This is a genomic window from Actinoplanes hulinensis, assembly GCF_019429605.1.
GTDB classification, from domain to species: Bacteria; Actinomycetota; Actinomycetes; order Mycobacteriales; family Micromonosporaceae; genus Actinoplanes; species Actinoplanes campanulatus.
The window spans coordinates 30,733-52,870 of the sequence record NZ_JAHXZI010000034.1; the positions used below are offsets into that span (position 1 = coordinate 30,733).

The 22,138-nt window shown below is 71.7% G+C and carries 21 protein-coding genes; 8 read left to right on the forward strand and 13 right to left on the reverse strand.

Annotation, left to right across the window (positions count from 1 at the left end; genetic code table 11):
- Positions 1-53: 53 nt before the first annotated feature.
- Complete coding sequence (locus tag KZ829_RS40240) at positions 54-509, reverse strand: Lrp/AsnC family transcriptional regulator (protein ID WP_183218937.1); 456 nt, start codon at positions 507-509, stop codon at positions 54-56.
- Between the two features lie 58 nt (positions 510-567).
- Between KZ829_RS40240 and KZ829_RS40245 the strand changes: the two genes are divergently transcribed.
- A complete protein-coding gene (locus KZ829_RS40245) occupies positions 568-705 on the forward strand; it encodes a hypothetical protein (RefSeq protein ID WP_220149095.1) in 138 nt (45 codons plus the stop codon).
- Positions 706-770: 65 nt separating this feature from the next.
- On the opposite strand, the gene KZ829_RS40250 is transcribed toward KZ829_RS40245, so the two are convergent.
- The 3 genes from KZ829_RS40250 to KZ829_RS40260 are packed head-to-tail and all read right to left on the reverse strand — an operon-like array spanning position 771 to position 3,449.
- A complete protein-coding gene (locus KZ829_RS40250) occupies positions 771-1,913 on the reverse strand; it encodes an acyl-CoA dehydrogenase family protein (RefSeq protein WP_220149096.1) in 1,143 nt (380 codons plus the stop codon).
- Between the two features lie 20 nt (positions 1,914-1,933).
- Entirely contained in the window at positions 1,934-2,620 is a 687-nt protein-coding gene (locus KZ829_RS40255) for a response regulator (protein ID WP_220149097.1), read from the reverse strand.
- 25 nt (positions 2,621-2,645) lie between these two features.
- The gene (locus tag KZ829_RS40260; RefSeq protein ID WP_220149117.1) at positions 2,646-3,449 is read right to left on the reverse strand and encodes a sensor histidine kinase; all 804 of its coding nucleotides are present in this window, start codon (positions 3,447-3,449) and stop codon (positions 2,646-2,648) included.
- 151 nt (positions 3,450-3,600) lie between these two features.
- Here KZ829_RS40260 and KZ829_RS40265 point away from each other — a divergent pair, with 151 nt between their 5' ends.
- Positions 3,601-4,290: an ABC transporter ATP-binding protein gene (locus tag KZ829_RS40265; RefSeq protein ID WP_183218941.1), complete on the forward strand. Its 690-nt coding sequence runs from the start codon at positions 3,601-3,603 to the stop codon at positions 4,288-4,290.
- A 40-nt stretch (positions 4,291-4,330) separates the two neighbouring features.
- A complete protein-coding gene (locus KZ829_RS40270; RefSeq protein WP_220149098.1) occupies positions 4,331-6,658 on the forward strand; it encodes an ABC transporter permease in 2,328 nt (775 codons plus the stop codon).
- A 148-nt stretch (positions 6,659-6,806) separates the two neighbouring features.
- Here the strand turns inward: KZ829_RS40270 and KZ829_RS40275 are convergent, their stop codons facing one another.
- Positions 6,807-7,517, reverse strand: coding sequence for a GGDEF domain-containing protein (locus tag KZ829_RS40275; RefSeq protein ID WP_246637064.1), 711 nt, complete (start codon positions 7,515-7,517; stop codon positions 6,807-6,809).
- Between the two features lie 167 nt (positions 7,518-7,684).
- Between KZ829_RS40275 and KZ829_RS40280 the strand changes: the two genes are divergently transcribed.
- Both KZ829_RS40280 and KZ829_RS40285 read left to right on the forward strand, forming a co-directional pair.
- Positions 7,685-8,830: an RNA-guided endonuclease InsQ/TnpB family protein gene (locus KZ829_RS40280; RefSeq protein ID WP_220149099.1), complete on the forward strand. Its 1,146-nt coding sequence runs from the start codon at positions 7,685-7,687 to the stop codon at positions 8,828-8,830.
- A 19-nt stretch (positions 8,831-8,849) separates the two neighbouring features.
- Positions 8,850-10,097, forward strand: coding sequence for an acyl-CoA dehydrogenase family protein (locus KZ829_RS40285; RefSeq protein WP_220149100.1), 1,248 nt, complete (start codon positions 8,850-8,852; stop codon positions 10,095-10,097).
- 32 nt (positions 10,098-10,129) lie between these two features.
- On the opposite strand, the gene KZ829_RS40290 is transcribed toward KZ829_RS40285, so the two are convergent.
- The 3 genes from KZ829_RS40290 to KZ829_RS40300 all read right to left on the reverse strand — a co-directional run bounded on the left by KZ829_RS40290 (position 10,130) and on the right by KZ829_RS40300 (position 14,868).
- Positions 10,130-10,789, reverse strand: a complete 660-nt coding sequence (locus KZ829_RS40290; RefSeq protein ID WP_220149101.1) for a GNAT family N-acetyltransferase — start codon at positions 10,787-10,789, stop codon at positions 10,130-10,132.
- Between the two features lie 81 nt (positions 10,790-10,870).
- Positions 10,871-13,855 (reverse strand): putative bifunctional diguanylate cyclase/phosphodiesterase, encoded by a 2,985-nt coding sequence (locus KZ829_RS40295; protein ID WP_220149102.1) that lies wholly within the window; start codon positions 13,853-13,855, stop codon positions 10,871-10,873.
- 107 nt (positions 13,856-13,962) lie between these two features.
- Positions 13,963-14,868: a 5'-3' exonuclease gene (locus KZ829_RS40300; RefSeq protein WP_220149103.1), complete on the reverse strand. Its 906-nt coding sequence runs from the start codon at positions 14,866-14,868 to the stop codon at positions 13,963-13,965.
- A 198-nt stretch (positions 14,869-15,066) separates the two neighbouring features.
- Between KZ829_RS40300 and KZ829_RS40305 the strand changes: the two genes are divergently transcribed.
- Positions 15,067-15,705, forward strand: coding sequence for an HNH endonuclease family protein (locus KZ829_RS40305; protein ID WP_220149104.1), 639 nt, complete (start codon positions 15,067-15,069; stop codon positions 15,703-15,705).
- A 152-nt stretch (positions 15,706-15,857) separates the two neighbouring features.
- Positions 15,858-16,004 carry a hypothetical protein gene (locus tag KZ829_RS40310; protein WP_220149105.1) on the forward strand — a complete coding sequence of 49 codons (147 nt, stop codon included), beginning with the start codon at positions 15,858-15,860 and terminating at the stop codon, positions 16,002-16,004.
- A gap of 40 nt (positions 16,005-16,044) precedes the next feature.
- Here KZ829_RS40310 and dacB read toward each other — a convergent pair whose 3' ends face one another.
- The 4 genes from dacB to KZ829_RS40330 form a co-directional block, all read right to left on the reverse strand.
- Positions 16,045-17,523 (reverse strand): D-alanyl-D-alanine carboxypeptidase/D-alanyl-D-alanine endopeptidase, encoded by a 1,479-nt coding sequence (gene dacB / locus KZ829_RS40315; RefSeq protein ID WP_220149106.1) that lies wholly within the window; start codon positions 17,521-17,523, stop codon positions 16,045-16,047.
- Positions 17,524-17,603: 80 nt separating this feature from the next.
- The gene (locus KZ829_RS40320) at positions 17,604-18,020 is read right to left on the reverse strand and encodes a DUF1810 domain-containing protein (RefSeq protein ID WP_220149107.1); all 417 of its coding nucleotides are present in this window, start codon (positions 18,018-18,020) and stop codon (positions 17,604-17,606) included.
- A complete protein-coding gene (locus tag KZ829_RS40325; protein WP_220149108.1) occupies positions 18,013-18,408 on the reverse strand; it encodes a ChaB family protein in 396 nt (131 codons plus the stop codon). The genes KZ829_RS40320 and KZ829_RS40325 overlap by 8 nt, the downstream gene beginning before the upstream one ends.
- A gap of 44 nt (positions 18,409-18,452) precedes the next feature.
- The gene (locus tag KZ829_RS40330; protein ID WP_220149109.1) at positions 18,453-19,523 is read right to left on the reverse strand and encodes a glycoside hydrolase family 32 protein; all 1,071 of its coding nucleotides are present in this window, start codon (positions 19,521-19,523) and stop codon (positions 18,453-18,455) included.
- Positions 19,524-19,600: 77 nt separating this feature from the next.
- Here KZ829_RS40330 and KZ829_RS40335 point away from each other — a divergent pair, with 77 nt between their 5' ends.
- Entirely contained in the window at positions 19,601-19,957 is a 357-nt protein-coding gene (locus KZ829_RS40335) for a MerR family transcriptional regulator (protein WP_183218951.1), read from the forward strand.
- A gap of 4 nt (positions 19,958-19,961) precedes the next feature.
- Here the strand turns inward: KZ829_RS40335 and glgX are convergent, their stop codons facing one another.
- Entirely contained in the window at positions 19,962-22,070 is a 2,109-nt protein-coding gene (gene glgX, locus KZ829_RS40340) for a glycogen debranching protein GlgX (RefSeq protein ID WP_220149110.1), read from the reverse strand.
- Positions 22,071-22,138 lie beyond the last annotated feature (68 nt).

Genomic DNA, 22,138 nt, shown 5'->3' on the forward strand with positions numbered 1-22,138 from the left:
GCAGAGCGGGCCTGCGGTAGTGAGCGGGGCAGGCCACCGCCAGTGAGCGGACCTCAGCTCTCGGGGGCGGCGATCCGGGGTGGCCGGTTCTCGTACGGTGTGGACAGCACCACCGTCGTACGGGTGGTGACGTTCGCCGCCGTGCGGATGTCCTGCAGCAGCCGCTCCAGGTCGGCCGGGCTCTTCACCCGCACCAGGAGCAGGTAGAAGTCCTCACCCGCGACCGAGTAGCAGGAGTCGATCTCGGCGAGATGGGCGAGCCGGTCAGGAGCGTCGTCAGGCTGCGACGGGTCGAACGGGCGGATCGCGACGAACGCCGTGAGGGGCAGGTCGAGCGCCTCGTACGAGACCCGGGCGGTGTAGCCGTTGATGACGCCGCGCTGCTCGAGCCGGCGCACACGCTGATGCACGGCGGAGACGCTGAGGCCCACCCGCTCGGCCAGGTCGGTGTACGACAACCTGCCGTCCGCGGTCAGTGCCGACACGATCGCCTGGTCGATCTCTTCCACGGCGCCACATTACTGGTCGGTCAACCGCCGGTCAGCAGGTGCCCGTGACATCCAGCGGATGGCCGGCCCGCCGGATGTCCTCCGGATCCTCGGCCCCGAGGTGGCGGTGCACGGCGCGGCCTTCGCCTCGGCCGCGCTGAACCCGGTGACCGCCTTCGCGGCCGACAGCGTGATGCCGCCCGCGCCCTTCGGGTAGGACTCGGCAAGCGTGCCCTCGAACGGCCCGGACGGCACGGCGCCGCGGGTGGTGGTGACCTCCGTTCAGCCTCCGGTCATCGACCGGGCGATCACCATCCGCTGGATCTGGTTGGTTCCCTCGACGATCTGCAGCACCTTCGCCTCGCGGAACCAGCGCTCGACCGGGTGCTCGGCGGAGTAGCCGTACCCTCCGAGGATCTGGACGGCGTCGGTGGTGACACGCATGGCCATGTCGGTGGCGAACAGTTTCGCCTTCGCCGCCTCGATCGAGAACGGGCGGCCGGCGTCCTTGAGGCGGGCCGCGGACAGCAGCAGGGCACGGGCCGCGGAGACCTGGGTGGCCATGTCGGCGAGCATGAAGCCGAGGCCCTGGAACGAGGCGATCGGCTTACCGAACTGCTCGCGCTCCTTCGCATACCCGGTCGCGTAGTCGACGGCGGCCTGGGCGAGCCCGACCGCGCAGGCGGCGATGCCGAGCCGGCCGGCGTCGAGCGCCTTCATGGCGATGGCGAAGCCCTCGTTCTCGGTGCCGACCAGGCGGTCGCGCGGGATGCGGGCGCCCTCCAGCACGATCTGGGCGGGCGCGGACGAGCGCAGGCCCATCAGCCGTTCCGTCGCCTGCGGCAGCAGGCCGGGGGTGGTGGCATCGGCGAGCAGGCAGGAGATGCCGCGGGCGCCGGGGCCGCCGGTGCGGCAGAAGATGTTGTAGAAGTCGGCGCGGCCACCGTGGGTGATCCAGGCTTTCGTGCCGGTCACGACATAGTCGTCACCGTCGGGGACCGCGCGGGTGGCCAGGGCCGCGGCGTCGCTTCCGCCCTGCGGTTCGGAGAGGGCGTACGCGCCGAGCAGCTCCCCGCCGAGCATGTCCGGCAGCATCTTGCGCTGATCCGGGGTGCCGAAGGCGGCGACCGGGAAGCATGACAGGGTGTGCACGCTGACCGCCTCGGCGATGCCCAGCCACGTGCCGGCCAGGATCTCGAGGACCTGCAGGTACACCTCGTACGGCTGGCCGGCCCCGCCGTCGGCCTCGGGATAGGGCAGGCCGAGCAGGCCGGATCGGCCCAGGGTGCGCAGCACGTCTCGGGGGAACTCGCCGCGCGCCTCGAAGTCGTCGACCTTGCCGGCGAGCTCCCGGGTGGCGAGTTCGGCGGTCAGGTCGAGCAGGTCGTGCGCTTCAGGGGTGGGAAGCATGCGATCCACGGTCATGACCTCAGCTTAACGAGCGTTCAACCGGATGGTGTGACGAGCCCGGTCTCGTACGCCAGAACCACCGCCTGGGCACGGTCCCGCAGCTCCAGTTTCGCGAAGATCCGGGCGACGTGGGTCTTCACGGTCGCCTCGCTGAGCGTCAGCGTCTCGGCCAGCTCGGTGTTGGACAGGCCCCGGCCCAGCAGGGTGAGCACCTCCAGCTCACGCGGGGTGAGCTGGGCCAGGTCACGGTGCACCGCCGGGGGCTGCTCCCCGACCGCGAACCGCTCCACCAGCCGCCGGGTGATCGACGGGGCGAGCAGGGCGTCGCCGGTGCCGACCAGGCGCACCGCCGCCGCCAGGTGGTCGGCCGTCACGTCCTTGAGCAGGAAGCCGCTGGCCCCCGCCGCCAGGGCGGTGTAGACGTAACGGTCCAGGTCGAACGTGGTCAGCATGAGAATGCGGCAGCGCGGGTTGCGGGCCAGGATGCGGCGGGTGGCCTCGATCCCGTCCACCCCGGGCATCCGGATGTCCATCAGGACGACATCCGGCTCCAGGCGGCGCTCGGCGTCGACGGCGGCGGCCCCGTCGGCCGCCTCACCCACCACCTCGATGCCGCGGGCGGTGAGGATCATCCGGAACCCGGTCCGGATCAGCTCCTGATCGTCGACGATGAGCACACGTGGCACCCGGTCCCCGTTCGGCGTCTCCGCAACGGCACTCATCAGGCTCCCAAGGTCGGCGGGATGGTCATGGCGCGTCCAGCGGGAGGCGGGCGCGGACCCGGTAGCCGCCGCCGAGACGGCGCCGGGCGTCGAGGTCGCCGCCGTAGACGGCGACCCGCTCGCGGAGGCCGGCGAGACCACGGCCCGCGCCGTCGCCGCCGCGGCCCGGTGGTGGGCCGCCGGTCAGCACGCTCGGGCCGGTGGTGAGCACCTCGACCCGCAGGGCATGCTCCGCATAACGGATGGTGACCTCGGCCTTTCCGCCGGCGCCGTGCTTCAGGGCATTCGTCAGCGCCTCCTGGACGATCCTGTACGCCGTCACGTCGATGCCGGTCGGCAGAGGGCACGGCTCGCCCGAGACCCGGACGTCGACCGGCAGGCCGGCGAACGCGATCCGGTCCACCAGCAGTGCGAGCCGGGCCAGGCTGGGCTGCGGCGCGAGATCCTCCGGCTCGGTCTCCTCCGACCCGTCCGGCGCGGGCGCCAGCAGGCCCAGCAGGTGACGCAGCTCGGTCATCGTGTCGCGCCCGGCCCGCTCGACCGCGGCCAGCGCCGACGCCGCCTCCTCCGGCATGCTCGCCAGCACCTCCCGCGCCGCGCCCGCCTGCACGATCATGACGCTGACGTTGTGGCTGACGATGTCGTGCAGCTCCCGCGCGATCCGCGCGCGCTCCGCACCGACCGCCGCCAGGGCCGCCGCCTCCCGCTCACGCTCCAGCAGCCAGCCGCGCTCCCCCAGCGCCCGCTCGTGCCGCTGCCGGGCCCGGCGCAGCGCGAACCCGAGCGCCGCGGCGGCCAGGCAGGCCACCACGAGTGCCACGACCAGCATCAGCGTCCTCACTCCGACCACCTTGGCATGCCGGCGCGGGCGGCACATCAACCCGTGGTCGGCCACGCCTACATCCCCGGTATGACAGACCCTGGGTGGTTGCATCCGGAAGCCGATGACGCCACTCTCGGTCGTCCGTAGCGTTCCCGGCATGACGACAGAGACGGTGGTGCGGCTCGATGGAGTGCGCAAGGAGTTCGGTGAGACGGCCGCCCTGGACGGCGTCTCGCTGGAGATCCGCCGCGGCGAGGCGGTGGCCGTGATGGGCCCGTCCGGCTGCGGCAAGTCCACCCTGCTCAACATGGTCGCCGGCCTGGACCGGCCGACCGCGGGCGAGGTGACCGTGCACGGCGAGCGGCTCGACCTGATGAACGAGACGGGGCTGGCGCTGTTCCGCCGCCACCACCTCGGCATGATCTTCCAGTTCTTCAACCTGCTCGACGACCTGTCGGCGCTGGACAACGTGGCCCTGGCCGCTCAGCTGACCGGGTCCTCGGCGGCCACCGCCCGGCGCCGCGCGCTGGAGCTCTTCGACGAGCTGGGGATCGCCGGCCGCCGCGACGTCTACCCGGCGGCCCTGTCCGGCGGCGAGCGGCAGCGGGTGGCGGTGGCCCGCGCACTGATGAACAGGCCTGCGCTGCTGCTCGCCGACGAGCCCACCGGCGCCCTCGACAGCCGGGCCGGCGAGCAGGTGATGGACCTGCTGATCGACCTCAACCAGATCGGTCAGACGCTGCTGATCGTCACCCACGACGAGCGGCTCGCGCACCGCTGCGCCAGCCGGCTGGTCGAGCTGGCCGACGGCCGGATCGCCCGCGAGTCCGCCCTGGACCGGGTGTGAGCGCCGTGCGGGCGGCCGCGGAGAAGACCGGAGCGCACTCATGAGCGCCGTGTGGGCGGCCGCGAAGGCCGCGATCCGCCGCCGCCGGCTCCAGACCTTCGTGATCGGCCTGGTCGCGCTCTTCTGCACGGCCACCGTGGTGGTGTCGCTGGCCCTGCTGGACGCGATGTCGGCGCCGTTCGACCGGGCCCTGGCCCAGCAGCGGGGAGCGCACGCGGTCGCCGCGTTCGACCCGGCCAAGGTGACCGACGCGCAGCTCACGGCCGCGCGTGACGGCGTGGAGGCGGCCGCCGGCCCGTTCGGGCAGGTGATGTTCGAGATGGGCGGCGGGTCCGGCCCGGTCGTGCGGGGCCCGCTGACGCTGGTCGGGCGGGCCGACCCCGGTGGCGACGTGGACCGCCTCGACCTCTGGCGGGGGCGGTGGGCGTCGGCGCCGGGCGAGGTCGTGCTGAACGCGCCACCCGAGGACGAGACGAGCTTCACCATGGGCCCGTTCAGCCGGATCCCGTCGCTCACCGCCGACGGGACGACACTGACCGTGGTCGGCTGGGCGTTCAGCGTGGGCGGCTCGGCGGACGGCTGGGTGACACCGGACCAGATGACGGCGCTGCGGCCGACCGGGACGCAGATGCTGTACCGGTTCTCCGGCGACGTGTCCACGAGGGAGGCGGTTCAGCAGCGGCTCACCGGGGTGACCACGGGGCTTCCCGGGGACGCGCTGATCGCGGCCCAGCCGTACCAGGTCGTCAAGGAGGAGGCGGCCGAGGGGTCCGGCGTGTACCTGCCGTTCCTGGGAACCTTCGGCGTGCTCGGCCTGATCATCGCGGTGATCATCGTGGGGAATGTGGTGAGTGGAGCGGTCATCTCCGGCTTCCGGCACATCGGGATGCTGAAGGCGCTCGGCTTCACCCCACGCCAGGTGGTCGCCGTCTACCTGACCATGGTGACGGTGCCGGCGACGGTCGGCGCGATCCTCGGCACCGCGCTCGGCGACCTCGGCGCGCGGCCACTGCTGGAGGACACCTTCCGCGGGATGGGATTCGGGCAGGACACCGGCGTGCCGGCCTGGGTGTGGGCGGCCGGGCTGGTCGGCATACCGGCGCTGGTCCTCCTGACCGCGCTGGTGCCCGCCTCACGCGCGCACCGCCTCTCCGCCGCCGAGGCGATCAGCGCGGGCAGCGCCCCACGGCGCGGTCACGGTCTGCGCGTGCAGAGAGCCCTCGGGGGTACTCGTCTGCCACGCTCGGTCAGCCTCGGGCTGGGCCACCTGTTCGCCCGTCCGGCCCGGACCGCGCTGACCATGGCGTCGCTGCTGCTCGGCGTGACCACGGTGACGTTCGCGACCGGCCTCTCCGACACGCTGATCCGGTTCTCGGCGCTCGACGCGGCGGCCGGCGGTGACGTCGGCATCCGCCCGGAGCCGCCGGACGGGCCCACCGGGGTGACCAGCAGCCGCACCGACGAGGAGGTGGAGGCGCTGCTGCGCGGCCTTCCCGGCACCGAGAGGATCGGGGTCGCGCTGGGCCGCCCGGTGTCGGTCCTCGGTCAGAGCGAGCCGATCCAGGTCAACTTCGTCCGGGGCGACGTCGCCGCGATGGGGTATGAGGACCAGCTTCTCGAGGGCCGCTGGATGGCCGCGCCGGACGAGATGGTGGCGACCTCGGAGCTGCTCAACAAGCGGGGTCTGGAGGTCGGCGACACGATCACCATGGAGTTGCAGGGCGTCCGGACCACCGTGACCGTCGTCGGCGAGACGCTGCAGAACCTGCCCGGCCCCGGGGACGGCCTGTTCGCCCCGTGGCGGGAGTTCGAGGACGCGGAGCCGTTCGACTACTTCTACCAGGTCGATCTCGCCGAGGGCACGGACCGGGAGGCCTACATGGAGGCGATCCGCTCGGCAGATCCGGGGCTGTCGCCGTGGAGCCGTGGCGGCAGCAACGAACTCCAGGTGATCGTGACCGGCTTCTCCAGTGTGCTGGCGGTGCTGCTGGCCACGGTGGCGGCGCTGGGCGTGCTGAACACGGTGGCGCTCAACGTCCTGGACCGGCGGCGTGACCTGGGCATGCTGAAATCCATCGGGATGACCCCACGCCAGGTGATCACCATGCTGGTCACCTCGATGGCGGCGCTCGGCGTGGCCGGTGGCCTACTCGGCATCCCGTTCGGCATGGTCGCGCACCGGCTGGTGGTGCCGCTCTCCGCGGGCGCCGCCAAGGTGACGCTGCCGGAGTCGGTCCTGCGGGTGTGGGACCCGCTGCAACTCGCCCTGCTGGTGCTCAGCGGTGTCCTGATCGCGGTGGTGGGCGCGCTGCTGCCGGCCCGCTCGGCGGCCCGCCTCACCATCGCCCGGGTCCTGCACAACGAGTAGGGCGCGCCGGGGCCACGGACCACCCACCACGCCCGGCGGGCCACGCCCGGCGGGCGCGGCACGGGCCTGGGGCCCGGCGGGCTCGCGGGGAGCGGACGGAAGGGGCCGTTGCGGTTGGCGACGGCCCCTTCCGTACGATATGCGGGTTTCAAGCGGCTGTGGGCAGCTCGGAGGCGAGCGGCTCCTGCCAGATCGCCCAGCGGGTGTCGGGGCCGAGCGACTTCGCCTTCCGCATCGCCAGGCCGGCGCGGTGCACGATCTCGTCGTGGGTGAGCTCGCCGGGTTCGGTGACCGCCACGCCGATGCTCGCCGCCAGCGTGACCAGCCGGCCGTCGACGGCGATCGTGCCCAGGGCCGCGGCGATCCGGCCGGCCACCTCGTAGGCGTCCTCGGGCCGGGCCACGTCCGGCAGCACCACCGCGAACTCGTCGCCACCGAGGCGGAACGGCAGGTTCGGGCGCTGGACGCAGCGGCGCAGCACCTCGGCGAACGCGACGAGCACCCGGTCGCCGGACGCGTGACCGTGGGTGTCGTTGATCTCCGTGAAGCCGTTCATGTCGATCAGCAGGACGCCCATCCGCCGGTCACGGGCCCGATCCGACGCCTGCCGGAACATGCCGCGGTTGCCGAGTCCGGTCAGGCCGTCGGTGAGCCCGCTGTCCCGCTGGGCCAGCGTCTGCCGGTACAGCACGAACCCGCTCAGCGCCGCCCCGGCGAGGGCGAGGCCACCCCACGGGAAGAACTCGCCGTCATTCCAGGCCCGCGCCAGCATCATGATCTGCACCAGCGTCCCGGCGATGAACATCACCAGCGCACCGGCGGTGAACGATGGCCGCACCTGTCGACTCCGCGTCTGCAAGACCCCTCCTCCGTCCGGGCTGGACCCCGGGGTGATCGGTCCCGCGCGAGCCGACTTGAGGAGGCGGACCCATAGGATCTGCTGATCAATGAGCCGTAACGCGCAAACGCCTCGCTTTAGCGCAGGGAAATCGTTCCCCTAACACATTGAGATGTTATCGTGTTAGCGTGCCGAGCCGAGCGGTGAAGCGGGCGTACAGGTACCGCTTCTATCCCACCGATCAGCAGCGGGAGCTGCTGAATCGGACGTTCGGTTGTGTCCGCTACGTTTACAACCGAGCGCTGGCGGAACGACACCGCGCCTGGTTTCAGGGCGGCAAGCGGATCAACTACGTCGAGACCGCAAAGATGTTGACCGCCTGGAAGCAGGAATCGGAGGTGGCTTGGCTCCAGGAGGTATCCAACGTTCCGCTCCAGCAGGCTCTACGGCATCTCCAGGGTGCGTATGCAGCGTTTTGGGAGAAGCGGGCGAAGTACCCCACCTTCAAGTCCAAACGGAAGTCCCAACCGTCGGCCACGTTCACGGCCGGGAACTCGTTCACCTTCCGCGACGGCCGAATCAAGCTGGCCAAATGCAGCGAGCCGCTGAACATCGTCTGGTCCCGTCCGCTGCCCGAAAGTGCGCACCCGTCGTCGGTGACGGTGTCCCGGGATACGGCGGACCGCTGGTTCATCTCGATCCTGGTCGAGGAGGCCATCGCAGCCCTGCCGCCGGCGGGGACCTCGGTCGGCATCGACGCCGGGATCACCGCGCTGGTGACCCTCTCCACCGGGGAGAAGGTCACCAACCCCAAGCACGAGCAGCACGACCGGGACCGGCTGGCCAAGGCCCAGCGGAACCTGGCCCGCAAGGAGAAGGGCTCTGCCAACCGGGCCAAGGCCCGCCTCAAGGTGGCCCGCATCCACGCCCGGATCGCCGACCGTCGCCGCGACACCCTGCACAAGCTGTCCACGAAGATCATCCGCGAGAACCAAACGGTGGTCATCGAGGACCTGTCGGTCCGCAACATGGTCCGCAACCACAGCCTGGCCCGCGCCATCCACGACGCCTCGTGGTCGGGACTGCGCCGCCAGTTGGAATACAAGGCCGACTGGTACGGGCGGACCGTCATCGCGATCGATCGGTTCTACCCGTCGTCCAAGACCTGCTCCGCCTGCGGGCGGATCAACCCGAACATGCCGCTGAACGTCCGGACCTGGATCTGCCCTTGCGGGGCCGTCCATGACCGTGACGTCAACGCGGCGCGCAACATCTTGGCCGCCGGGCTGGCGGTGTCCGTCTCTGGAGATGGCGTGAGACCTCCTCGCGCCTAGCGCGGGAAGGCAGCAATCGATGAAGGAGAAAACCTCGGGCCGTGAGGTCCAGGAATCCCCCGGCCATAGCCGTGGGGAGGAAGTCAAGGCCGTACTTCAGACACACGATGAGGCGATCACCGCCGCCCACCGGCTCGCCGCGGTCCTGGAGCCCGGCGCGATCCAGCGCGACCGGGACGGCGCGGAGGTCGTCCCGCACGAGGCCCTGGCCGCACTCGACGGCTCCGGGCTGCTCGGCATCACCGTCCCGGTGTCCGACGGCGGCCCGGGGCTGGGCCCGCGAACCCTGGGAGAGGTGGCGCGGATCGTCGCGGCCGCCGACCCGGCGATCGCCCAGGTCCCGCAGAGCCACTTCCTGCTGGTGGACGTGCTCGCGGTGCACGCCGGCCCGGAGGCCCGCAAGCGCGCCTTCGGTGACGTGCTGGCCGGCCGCCGGCTCGGGAACGCGTTCGCCGAACGCGGCGGGCAGCATGCCCAGGATCTGCGCACCCGGATCACCGACGGCCTGCTGGACGGGGTGAAGTACTACACCACCGGGGCGCTGACCAGCGCGTGGATCGCGGTGAGCGCCCTCGACGAGACGGGGCGGCTGGTGCTGGCCCTGGTGCCGCGGGCCGCCGAGGGGGTGTCGGTCGACACCGACTGGGACATGCTCGGGCAGCGGGCGACGATCAGTGGGACGGCCACGTTCCGGCGGGTGCCGGTGGAGGCCGGACTGCGTGTCGACTACGCGGGCGCGTACGAGGTCCCGCAGCAGATCGGGGCCCGGGCGCAGTTGGTGCACGCGGCCATCGAGGTGGGCATCGCGGGCGCGGCTCTGCGGGACGCCCGGTCCTACCTGCGGGAGAAGGCGCGGCCGTCCACCGAGGCGGTCCGGTCCGGTGCGGCGGCGGCCGTCGACGACCCGCACGTGCGGCACCGTTACGGACGGCTGGCGACCAGGGTGCGAGCGGCGGAGGCCCTGCTGGACTCGGCTGCCCGTACGCTCGAGGAAGTGGGGTTGATCCCCGCGGACGCGGAGGCCGCGGCACGTGGCTCGCTCGCCGTCGCGGCCGCGAAGGCCTTCGGCAGCGAGGTCGCGCTGGAGGCCGGGTCGGAGCTGTTCACCATGTGCGGGACGAGTTCGGCGGCCGCGAAGTACGACCTGGACCGGCACTGGCGCAACGCGCGCACGCACAGCGTCCACGACCCGATGGACTGGAAGTACGCGCACATCGCGGCCTACGAGCTCTCGGACCTGCTGCCGCCGAATCACGGGCAACTCTGAAGGCCGGCCGTCGACGGCCGGCCTTCGAACCTCTACCCCGTGTACCTGAACGACGCGAACACCACGTCGGCGCTGTGCGTGAAGCCGAGGCGGCCGTAGAGCCGGATCGCGTTCTCGTTGTCGTGGACCGCGTGCAGGAACGGCAGCTCGCCGCGGGCCAGGATGCCGGCCGCCACGGCGAGGGTGAGCCGTGCGCCGAGGCCCTTGCCGCGGTACGCCGGGTCGGTGCAGACCGCGCTCACCTCGGTCCAGCCGGGCATCCGGAACCGCTCGCCGGCCATCGCGACGAGGCGGCCGGAGTCCCGGATGCCGAGGTAGCGGCCCAGGTCGACGGTGCGCTTGAGGAACGGGCCCGGCTCGGCGCGGGCGACCAGGTCGAGCATCTCGGGGACGTCCTTCTCGGTGAGCAGGACGGCCTCCGGATCCTCGACGCCGGACATGCTCTGGCCGATCATCTGCACTCCCGGGGTGACCTGGTCCACCTCCCACCCCGCGCGCGGAGTGATGGACGGGCCGGTGAGGAGTGCGTAGTTGGTGATCGTCGCCAGATCACGCCAGGCGGCCGGGTCGGCTGGGTCGCTCAGCGCGGCGAACGGGGCGATATCGGGCAGGTATCGGGCGGCGTTGCCCGCGGCCTCGGCGAAACACGCCTGCGGCCCGGTGAGGGCGGCCCACACGGGGTTGTTCAGCACACCCCCGACCCTGCCTCTTGGCGGCGGGTCGCGCCAGTAGATATCCGTCTAACCACCCGCACGCTTATCTGTCGGGTTCCGTCATACGGTTGCTTCCCGACGTGTGGAAGGCATCCCGGTGAGTTCCGGGATGTCGGCCGGCCACAGCGGCTTGGCGAAGTGGTAGCCCTGGCCGTAACGGCAGCCCATGGCATCCAGGGCGGCCCGCTGACCGGCCTCCTCGATGCCCTCGGCGACGACCGCGAGGTCGAGGTTGTGCGACAGGGTGACGATGGCGTCGACCAGCGCGTGCTGCTGCCGGCTGGTCAGAATGTCGTCGATGAATGATTTGTCCAGCTTAACGACGTCCACCGGCATCTGCCGAAGGTAGCTGAGCGACGAGTAGCCGGTGCCGAAGTCGTCGATCGCGATCCGTACGCCCATGGCCCGCAACTCCTCGAGATCCGCCAGCACCTTCTCGGCGTCCCGCAGCACGAGGCTCTCGGTGATCTCCAGGAGCAGCCACTGCGCCCGGGCCCCGGTCTCGGCCAGCGCCCGGCGTACCTGGTCGGCGAAGTCCACGGTCCGGAACTGCCGCGCCGACACGTTGACGCTCACGTAGCGCAGCGTGGTCTCCGGGTTCTCGGCCCGCCACCGCGCGAACTGCCGCAGCGCCTCACGGATGACCCACGAGCCGATCCCGACGATCGCGCCGCTCTCCTCGGCCGCCTCCACGAAGAAGAACGGGCCGAGCAGGCCACGGGACGGGTGCTGCCACCGGACCAGCGCCTCGACGCCGGTGATCCGCTGGTCGGCGAGCTCCACGATGGGCTGGTACTGGAGGACGAACTGCTCCCTCTCGATCGCCTCGTGCAGGGCGGTACGCATCTCCAGCCGCTGCACCATGGCGGTGTGCAGGTCGCTCTGGTAACGCCGCCAGCCGCTCTTGCCGTTGCCCTTGGCCAGGTAGAGCGCCAGGTCGGCGTGGCGCAGCAGCTCGGTGGCCGATTCGGCGTCCCGGCTCGTGGCCACGCCGATGCTGGCCGCGCCGCTGACCACGTGCGTGCCACCGTCGGCGTCGAACACCTCGATCGGCGCTCCCAGGGCCTCCACGAGCCGCGCCGCCACCGTCTCCGCGGCGTCCACGGTGTCGCTCTGCTCGACCAGGACGGCGAACTCGTCGCCGCCCATCCGGGCCGCCGTGCTGCCGGCCCCGATGATCGCCGAGATCCGCCGCGCCACGGCCAGCAGCAGCTGGTCGCCGACCGCGTGCCCGAGGGTGTCGTTGACCTCCTTGAAGTCGTCCAGGTCGACGAAGAGCACGCCGAGGGTCGCGCCGTCCCGCTCGGCCACACAGAACGCCTGCTCCAGCCGGTCCTTGAACAGCACCCGGTTGGCCAGCCCGGTCAGCGCGTCGTGGAACGCCTGGTGGGTGAGGTCGCTCTCCAGCCCGCGCCGGGCGGTCACGTCCCGCAGCGTCACCACGAGGCCGCCCACGGTCGGGTCGTCGCGCAGGTCCCGCAGGCCGCACTCGAGCTCGATGGTGCGGCCGCCGGCGCCCACCGCGGTCAGCTCGATGTCGTCCAGATCGCCGAAGTCCACCCGGTCGAGGACCTCACGCAGCGCCTCCGGCGACGCGATCAGCCCGGCGATCGGGGTACCGGTCGGGTCGGCGCCGAACAGGGTTTCCGCGGACGGCGTGGCGTAGCGGATGACACCGTCGGCGTCCAGGATCAGGATGACGTCGGAGGCGCTCTGGATCAGGGTGCGGAACCGGGCCTCACCCTCCCGGCGGCTCACCTCGTCGGTCAGCCCGATCCGGTCCAGCACCGCGTTGATCTGTGCGCTGAGCGTCTCGAACGCCGGGCGCATCACGTGCAGGACGGGGTCCGGCGCGCCGAGCACCATGATCCCGACCCGTTCGCCGGGCAGCCGCTGGGTGGTGTAGAGCGCGTGCGGGAAGCCGCCCGAGTCCAGCCCGTCCGGCACATCGGCGGCGGCCACCAGGTTCACCCCCACCGTGGCCGTGCCCGGCTCGGGCACCGAGAGCTGGAGGTGGTACGGCTCGCCCGCGGGGATCAGCCGGCTCACCGCCTGGCGGATCGCGGCGGCCACGCCCACGTCGGTGACGGCCGCGTTCAGCAGCGCCACGGCCTCACGCAGCGCCCGCTCCCGGAGACCGGCCGCCCGCTGGATCCGGGCCAGGTCCGCGACCCGGCCCAGCACCAGCAGGAACATCACCGCCGCGGCGGCCGCGATGACCGGCGCGTCGGCCACGCCCTGCCGGCCCTGGAAGTACTCGACGGCCAGCACGGCCGGCGCGATCAGCGCGGCCGCGGTCAGCCAGAACAGCCGGTGGCGGCCCATCTCCGGGATGACCGGCTCGCCCGGCGCCGACAGCGACCGCATCGTCGGCGACAGCGCCGCGAAGCCCGTCGCCGCGTAGAAGACGATCCAGCCGAGGTCGACCGGGCCGCCCAGCACCCACGCGCTGTACAGACGCGACTGGCCGTAGAACACGTCGGCGACCAGCAGACCCACCACGGCGGCGCCCAGGGCGGCGACCGCGCCCCGCCGGCGGCCGGCGCCGGTGAACATCCGCAGGATCATCGCGAGCACCAGCACGTCGCCGAGCGGGTAGCCGATCGACACCAGCTTCCCCAGTCCCGACAGATGGTCGGCGCGGGCGCACGGCGCGATCCAGTACACCCAGGCCAGCAGGCCCAGCCCGACCGTCGGCACCAGCGCGTCCAGCAGCGCCGCGCGGTTGGCGGCGCCACCGCCGCGGGCCCGCGCCAGAAGCAGCAACCCGGCCGCCAGCGGCGGGTACGCCAGCAGGTAGAACAGGTCCGCCAACGGGTTGTTCCAGATGTCACCGGTGGTGAAGAGGACCAGCGCGACGCTGATCAGAATCCACGGCAGCCGCCGCTCCGGGCGGTGCATCCGGACACCCAGCAGCACCGTCGCGGCGCTCGAACAGCCCAGCGCCGCCCATATGTAGAGGTGACTGCCGGGAACGGCGTAATAGACACCGGCGAGAGCCAGGATCCAGACACCGAAGCACGCGCGAACGGCTCGCGTCGACAAGGCGTACTCCGATCGTGAGGCGGCGGGCATTTGCCGACTCGCCGTATCGGGTCCGCGGGGGCCGACATGAGCCGCCCGCTGCGGCCGCAACCGTCCGGCAACCGGCCTCAGCCGGCCATCGCGTCCACCAGGCGCCGGGCCGATCCGGCCAGGTTCCACCGCTCGGCGAGCGCCAGCAGCGCGTCCGGGTGGCGTGGTGCGGTCGGCAGGACCGGGTCGAAGCCGGGCAGCGGCACGTCGGTGGCGACCTTGCAGACCGGCAGGGCGCGGCCCAGGTACTCCCGGGAGGCCAGCAGTTTCGTCCGCACGCCGGGGGCGAAACCGGCGTCCGGGTCGTCCAGGGCGGCCAGGATCTGCTCGACCCCGCCGTACCTCTCGATCAGGCGCGCCGCGGTCTTCTCGCCGACGCCGGCCACGCCCGGCAGACCGTCGCTGGGGTCGCCGCGCATGGCGGCGAAGTCCGCGTACCACCGCGCCTCGACCCCGTATTTCGCCTGGACCAGCGCCTCGTCGGCGTCCTCCAGCTTGGCCACGCCACGGCCGCAGTAGAGCAGCCGGGTCCCGCGGGTGTCGTCGACGAGCTGGAACAGGTCACGGTCGCCGGAGACCACCTCGACCGGCGCCGGCTGCCCGAACGCCAGCGTGCCGAGCACGTCGTCGGCCTCGTACCCCTTCACGCCGAACGCCGGGATGCCGATCGCCTCGAGGGTCTCCAGCAGCACTGGCACCTGCCGCTCCAGCGACGCCGGCACCTCCTCGACATCGCCGTGGGCGACCCGGTGCTTCTTGTACGACGGCACCAGCTCCACCCGCCAGGCCGGGCGCCAGTCGGCGTCCAGCGCGCACACCAGCCGGTCCGGGCGGCGGGTGCGGATGAGCTGGGCGAGCATGTCGAGGAAGCCGCGGATCGCGTTCACCGGTTCACCGGCCTCGGTCCGGGCCGCCTTCTCCGGAATGCCGTGGAACGCGCGGAAGTAGAGGCTCGGGGCGTCGACGGCCAGCAGAGGTCTCACCCGCCCACCCTATCGGCTTCGCCAACCCCCTTTTCCGGTACGGGCGGAGCGCGCCCGCCGTCTGTTAACGGGATGTTTCCGGCGCAGTTTTGATCTTTTTTGTTCGGTCATGAGAAATTCACGCTTGTCATCATCCGGTGACGTTTGGCTCCCGTAGTTCTTCAGTGTCCGAATCGGACGACACAAAGGAGCCGTTGCATGCGCCTCTCCCCCCGTCCCCTGATCGCCGGCCTCACCGCCGGCCTGATCACTATCGGTCTGCTGGCTTCCCCCGCCCAGGCCGCCCCGACCGGCATCCCGTCCAAGGCGACCGCACAGACCTACCTGAACGCCCTGACCGTGGCCGCCGAGGCGAACGCGAGCACCTACGACCGCGACCTGTTCCCGCACTGGATCACCATCTCCGGCACCTGCAACACGCGGGAGACGGTGCTGAAGCGGGACGGCACCAACGTCGTCACCAGCTCGGCGTGCGCCGCCACCTCCGGTTCGTGGTACTCCCCGTACGACGGGGCGACCTGGACCGCCGCCTCCGACGTCGACATCGACCACGTGGTCCCGCTGGCCGAGGCGTGGCGTTCCGGCGCCAATGCCTGGACCACCAGCAAGCGGCAGAGCTTCGCCAACGACCTGACCCGCCCGCAGCTGATCGCCGTCACCGACAACGTGAACCAGTCGAAGAGCGACCAGGACCCGTCGACGTGGCAGCCGTCGGTCAGTTCCTACCGCTGCACCTACGCCAAGATGTGGATCGCGGTGAAGTACTACTGGGCGCTGAAGCTCCAGTCGTCCGAGAAGACCGCGCTCCAGACCATGCTCAACACCTGCTCCAGCTGACGCCTCATCCGCGCGACTCCGGCCGGCTCCCCGGCCGGCCGGTTTCGGCGAGACGGTGCCATCCCCTCGAACAGGGCGCCGAGCCCGGCGATCGTGGCCCGGAAGCAGCTGTTGCGGGCGTCGGTCCTCAGATCGACGCCGCGTCGCGTGGCGTGCCGGCCCCGGTCGGCGTTCCCGGCGGTTGGCGCGCCGAGGTGGACCTGCCCGGCCACCGGCTCCGGCACGTCCTGCGCACCTGGGACACCGCCCGCCTCACCGCCCTGGACCGGCAGGCCACTCGCCCCGGCACCTGGGCATGACCACCGGTGTCCTGGTCGCCACCGACGCCGGGCAGCACCTCTACCGGACCCTCGGCTGGGAGACGGTGGCCCCCATCGCCGCCGCCTTCCTCCCGGAGGACTGACCTCCCGGCGTGCCGGTGCTCTCGGCGAGGGCCACGGCCACCCGGTCGAGGGTGGGGCTCGCGCTGGTCAGGGCGCCGTTGATCAGTGCGGCGAAGGTCAGGTGGCGGCCGTCGCGGGTGGTCACGTAGCCGGAGAGGGCGTTCACGCCGGTCAGCGTGCCGGTCTTGGCGCGGACGTTGCCGGCCGCGGCGGTGCCCCGCATGCGGTGGCGCAGGGTGCCGCCGACCAGCGGGTCCGCGGCGCCGGCCACCGGGAGGGCCGCCCGGAAGGCCGGGAACCAGGGGCGCCGCCGGGCCACCGTGAGCAGCGTGGTGAGTTGCCGGGCGGTGACCCAGTTGCGGCGGCTCAGGCCGGAGCCGTCGCCCATGGTGAGCAGCCGGGTGTCGACGCCCAGACGGCCGAGGGCGGCGGTCGCCGCGGCCAGCCCGGTCGGCCAGCTCCCCGGCCTCGCGGGCGTCGCGGCCCGGCCCATCGCCTTGACCAGCGTCTCGGCGATGCCGTTGTGGGAAAGCTTCAGGAACGGCCGCAGGATCTCACGCAACGGGGCGGAGGCCCGCGTGGCGAGGGTCCGGGCCGCACGCGGGACCGGCCCCCGGACCGTGCCCCCGGCAACCGTCACCCCGTGCCGGAGCAGCGCCGCCCGGAACACCCCGGCCGCGGTGAGGGCCGGATCCGGCACCGACACCAGCGTGGTCCCGGAGCGCCCGGGCGCGACGGATCCGGTGACCGTCACCGTCCGGCCGCCGTGGACCCGCACCGCGCTCACACTGTCGCCCCGCCCGGTGACCGCCCGGTTGACCACCCGCACGCTGCGGGTCGGTGGCCACACCGTGACCGACGGCCGCCGCCCGGCGGCACCCCGGTAGCGGATCTCGACGGCGCCGGTGTCGGACCGCTCGTTCGCCGCGAAGGTGAGGGCCGAGACGGGTGCGGTCCAACCGAACGACTCGTCCTGCCACGACCAGTCCAGCCCGAGCGGCACCCGGTCGAACCAGGTGTCGTCGACGACCAGCCGCCCGCTGAACCGTTTCCGGCTCCGGGCGACGTCCGCGGCCAGCCCGTCGAATCGCGCGATCGTCAGGGTCGGGTCCCCCTGCCCGCGCAGGTGGAGGTCGCCGCCACGGGCGCGGACCGTGGTGCGGAACCGGTACGCCGGGCCGAGCACCTCGAGCGCGGCGGCCGCGGTGAGCAGTTTCTGGTTGGAGGCCGGCAGCACCCGAAGACCGGGATTCCGCTGGTAGACGGCGCCCCCGGCAGCGTCGCGCACGTCCACGGCGACGGTGGCGCCGGCCAGCGCGGCGCCGGTGAGGATCCGGTCGAGATCGCCGGTGCCCCCGCCGGACGCGGCCGCCGGGTCGGGGACACCGAGCAGGGTGGCGGCCACCGCCACGACGAGGGCGCGGGCACGTCGCATGAAGGAGCCACCTCGTCGTCGGCGGGAACGGGACCGCCGCGATCGTCACACGGCGGCAGCCCGCCGGACGGTGGAATCCCCTACAGTGCGCCGAGAAGCGCGACCGTCCGCTCATCCGGCCCGTCGTAGTAGCGGTCGAGCACCCGCTCGAACAGGGCCGGGTCGTCGGCGGCGCGGGCGAAGAGCGTCATCGACGAGCGCAGTTTCAGGTCGTCGGGGTAGCCGAGGATCTCCTCGGCGGTGCGGCCGTGATGCTCCAGCATCGCCTCGGCGCACTGGAGCAGCCGCGGCCCCAGCAGGGGATGGCCGAGATAGTCGCGGGCTTCGCCGAGGTCCCGGACGGCGTAGGTCCGCGCCGTCGGGCTGGAGCCCAGGCCAGCCAGTTGGGGGAAGACGAACCACATCCAGTGGGTGCGTTTGCGGCCGGCTCTCAACTCGGCGAGCGCCCGCTCGAAGACGCCGTCCTGTGCCCGTACGAATCGGATCAGATCATCCACGCGCGCGTCGCGTCTCCCTGGCGTTGGCCTTCTGGATCGCGTCGACCAGCTCCGATTTGGTCATCCTCGACCGGCCGGAGATGTCCAGCTTACGGGCCACGCCCAGCAGGTGCTCCTTGCTCGCGTTGGCGTCCACGCCACCCGCGGTGTCGGCTTTCGTGTCGCGCCCGCCGGCGGCCTTGGCGTCGCTCGGGCCCTTCTTCACCTTCGGCTCCCAGTGGTCGCCGACCTTCTCGAAGGAGTGTTTGACCGCGGAGAAGGCGGTGCGGTGGGCGCGCTCGCCCTCGCCGTACTGGTCGACGGCGGAGTCGTGGGTCTTGACGAAGGTGTCCTGCGCCTTCTTCGGGGATCGCTTGAGGGTTTCGGGTAGTTCGTCACGTCCAGGCATACCGGAGAGGTTGCCCGTGGCCGGATCCGGCAAACGCCGGGCCGTCATTCGCCGGGAGCCGTGCCGAACCGGGCGAACCTGACACCGGGCGCGGTGGGGCCGGTTCGCCTGGCCACCCCGAGACCGCTGACGCCCTCGACCGCGACCTCGACGATGTCGGCGTCGGCGAAGAGCACCGTCTCCCCGCCGGCGGGCATGGTGAGGATCAGCTCGCCGTGGTCGCGGACCTCCCCGCCGGCCGCGGTGAGCCCGCTGGCGCCGCTGATCAGGTACGGGTCGAGGTTCGGATGCGGGGTGGCGATCAGCCGGTCGTCGCGTACCGAGAGAACCCAGGGAAGGCTGAGCGAGCCCGCCCAGACCGACCCGGCACTGGCCTCGGCGTCACCGAGGCGGGCGAGCACGCAGCGGCGCCCGGCCGCGTCGACGAAGGTGACCGTGGGGCCGAGGCGGCCACGCCCGAACGCGCCCCAGGCGCGCGGCGTGAAGTGCAGGCCGTCGTAGCCGCCGACCGCGTAGGCGACCTCGTCGCCGCTGGAGACGAGCAGCACCCAGGCGTCGTCCAGCGGGAAGAGCCGCGGGCAGTTCCAGTCGCCCTGCTCGCGGGAGACGATCACGCCGTCGTAGGCCCAGCGCAGCAGATCGGCGGAGTGGTACTGGAGGACGGCGGCGGCCCCGCCGCGCATCGTGGCGCCGAGCAGCATCCGCCAGCCGCTGCCGGCCCACCAGACGTACGGATCGCGCATCTCGCTGACGCCGGAGGGTGGCGTGGCTATCAGCGGACCGGCCGGGTCCTGGCGCCAGCCGGTGAGGCCGGGCGCCGCGACCGCGCGGGCCACCTCCCCTCCGTCGCGGGTGTGGAACAGCACCGGCCCGTCCGGACCGGCCACGACCGCGCCGCGGCGGGCCGATCCGGGGCCGGCGGGTGGCGCGGCCACCGCCTGCTCGGTCCACAGGATGAGATCGTCGGAGACCGCGTACCCCCAGGCCGGCTCCTGGCCGGAGAGGTGCTCGTAGAAGAGTTGGTAGCGGCCGTCCGCCGCGAGGACACCGAAGAGGTCGCCGACCTGGCCGGCGCGAGGGGTGAAGTGCAACCGGGGCCGCGCTACGCGTTCCATGCCTCTGCCTAGCATCGCGGCCATGTCCGGCACCAGTGGGGGCGGCTGCCAATGCGGTGAAGCGGTTAATCTCAGGCGTGCCTTACACACCTGGGGAGACCGCCGAACGGCTCGGTGTCAGCATCGACACGATCCGCTACTACGAGAAGATCGGGCTGCTGCACGGCATCCAGCGCAACTCCAGCGGCCGCCGGATCTTCTCCGACGACGACCTGTCCCGGCTGGGGCTGCTGCGCTGCCTGCGCGACTCGGGCATGCCGATCTCCCGGCTGCGGCGCTTCGCCGAGCTGTTGCAGACCGGTGACGAGGGCGCCGAGCAGCGGACGGCGCTGCTGCGCGAGCACGATCAGGAGATCGACGCGAAGATCGAGCAGCTGCGCCGGGAGCAGCGACGGGTCCGGGAGAAGATCGCGTGGTACACGTCGCGGGCCTGACCCGCTAGTAACGGCAGCGGAGCACGACCAGGCTGTGCCTGGTCACGGTGAACTGCCCGCCGGCCCGCGCGGTCTTGCGCCTGGCTGCCAGCAGCGGGTCGGCGGTGTTGGCCGAGACCTCCCACGTCCGCCCGTAGTCGCGATCCGGCAGCGTGACCGCCACGTCCTCGTCGAGCGGGTTGAACAGCAGCAGGAACGAGTCGTCCCGGATCTCCTCGCCGAGGGCGTCGCGCTCCGGGATGCCGTGCCCGTTGAGGAACACTGTCATGGTCATGCCGCTGCGGGTGTTCCAGTCCGCCTCGGTCATGACCTGGCCGTCGCGGCGCAGCCAGGCGATGTCGGGCAGTTTCGAGTCGCCGGCCGGGTCGCCGGTGAAGAACCGCCGGCGCCGGAAGATCGGGTGCTCGGCGCGCAGTTTGAGCAGCCGCCGGACGAACCCGGTGAGCACGTCCTCGTTGCGCGCCTCAACCCAGTCCACCCAGGAGACCTCGTTGTCCTGGCAGTAGACGTTGTTGTTGCCGCGCTGGGTGCGGCCGAGTTCGTCGCCGTGCGCGATCATCGGGACGCCCTGGCTGAGCAGCAGGGTGGCCAGGAAGTTCCGTTTCTGCCGCTCGCGCAGCACGATGATGTCGGCGTCCTCGGTCTCGCCCTCGGTGCCGCAGTTCCAGGACCGGTTGTGGCTCTCGCCGTCCCGGTTGCCCTCGCCGTTGGCGTCGTTGTGCTTCTCGTTGTACGACACCAGGTCGTGCAGGGTGAACCCGTCGTGCGCGGTGACGAAGTTGATCGACGCGATCGGGCGGCGGCCGTCGTCCTGGTAGAGGTCGGAGCTGCCGGTGAACCGGGACGCGAACTCGCCGAGCCCGGCCGGCTCGCCACGCCAGAAGTCGCGGACCGAGTCGCGGTACTTGCCGTTCCACTCGGTCCAGTTGGGTGGGAAGCCGCCGACCTGGTAGCCGCCGTCGCCGACGTCCCACGGCTCGGCGATCAGCTTGACCTGCGACACCACCGGGTCCTGGTTGACCAGGTCGAAGAACGCGGCCAGCCGGTCCACCTCATGGAACTCCCGGGCCAGGGCGGCGGCCAGGTCGAACCGGAACCCGTCGACGTGCATCTCGGTCACCCAGTAGCGCAGGCTGTCCATGATCAGCCGCAGCGACTCGTGGTGCCGGACGTTGAGGCTGTTCCCGGTGCCGGTGGTGTCGTAGTAGTACTGCCTGTCCTGGTCGACGAGCCGGTAATAGGCCGGGTTGTCGATGCCCCGGAAGGACAGCGTGGGGCCCAGGTGGTTGCCCTCGGCCGTGTGGTTGTAGACGACGTCCAGGATCACCTCGATGCCGGCCTGGTGCAGCGCCTTCACCATGGCCTTGAACTCCTGCACCTGCCCGCCCCCGCCGGCGAACGACGAGTAGCCGTTGTGCGGCGCGAAGAAGCCGATGGTGTTGTAGCCCCAGTAGTTGGTCAGGCCCCGCTCGACCAACCCGCTGTCGTGGACGAACTGGTGCACCGGCATGAGCTCGACCGCGGTGACGCCGAGGCTCTTCAGGTACTTGATCATCACCGGGTGGGCCAGGCCGGAGTAGGTGCCGCGCACGTCGTCCGGGATGTTCGGATGCCGGATCGTCATGCCCTTGACGTGCGCCTCGTAGATCACCGTCTCCCACATCGGGATCTTGAGCGGCCGGTCGTTGCCCCAGTCGAAATAGGGGTTTATGACGACGGATCGGGGTGAAAAAGGCGCTGAATCCGCATCATTATAAGAACCGATATCACCGAAATCGTATGAGAAAAGCGCCGGATCCCACCGGTAATCCCCGTCGATCGCCTTGGCGTACGGATCCAACAGCAGTTTGCCCGGATTGCACCGCAGCCCCCGGGACGGATCGTAGGGCCCGTGCACCCGGTAGCCGTACCGCTGCCCCGGCACCACCCGCGGCAGGTAGCCGTGCCAGACCAGCGCCTCCCGTTCGGGCAGGTCGATCCGGGTCTCCCGGCCGTCCTCGTCGAACAGGCACAACTCGACCCGGGTGGCCGCCTCGGAGAAGAGCGCGAAATTGGTGCCGCCACCGTCGTAGGTGGCCCCCAGCGGGTACGGGTTGCCCGGCCAGATATGCATGCGCCAACCATGCCCAATACCGCCCCGCGAGAAAACTGTGACCAATGTCCCCCGGGTCGGGTTTCCTG